The organism is Bartonella vinsonii subsp. berkhoffii ATCC 51672, assembly GCF_902825225.1.
Lineage (GTDB): Bacteria > Pseudomonadota > Alphaproteobacteria > Rhizobiales > Rhizobiaceae > Bartonella > Bartonella berkhoffii.
In genome coordinates this window covers 1-525 of the sequence record NZ_CADEAK010000112.1, presented here as the reverse complement: position 1 = coordinate 525, position 525 = coordinate 1, and the positions used below count along the sequence as shown (strand labels likewise).

Genomic DNA, 525 nt, shown 5'->3' with positions numbered 1-525 from the left:
ACCCTGAACATCTTGAGGATGCGACCAAAAATGCGGAAAATGCTTTCAACCAAGCGCGTGGACGCATGGTGGGTGCCATTGCCCAAACCGCAACCTTAATTGCTCCCCTCTATAAAGCTATGCAATTCGACCAATCAATGAAGGGATTAGAAAAGGTTCTGGATGCGCCGCTTCATCGCTTAAAGGAATTACGCCGTTTTGCTTTGGAAACCTCCAGCAAAATCCCGCTCGCAGCACGTGAAGTTTTGGAACTGATGACCAGTGCTAGCCAAGCAGGAATTGGTGAACAAGATCTAGAAGCTTTTAGTGTTTATGCCGCAAAGGCAGCTGTAGCATTTGATATGACGGGGGATCAGATTGGGGAGCGCTTTGCCAAATTGCGCAATGTCTTCAAGCTTAATCAAGCGGGCATTGAAGATCTAGGCGATGCTATCAATCATCTCTCCAACCATATGGCGGCAAAAGCCAGTGAAGTGTCTGATTTTACCAATCGTGCCACCGGTGCGGCAACCATGTTTAAACTCA

At 47.6% G+C, this 525-nt stretch carries 1 protein-coding gene; it reads left to right on the top strand.

All coding sequences use genetic code 11. The features are described from left to right. Positions 1-525, top strand: a 525-nt coding sequence (locus J7R10_RS08500; RefSeq protein WP_208436463.1) for a phage tail tape measure protein, incomplete at both ends; no start/stop codon positions are given.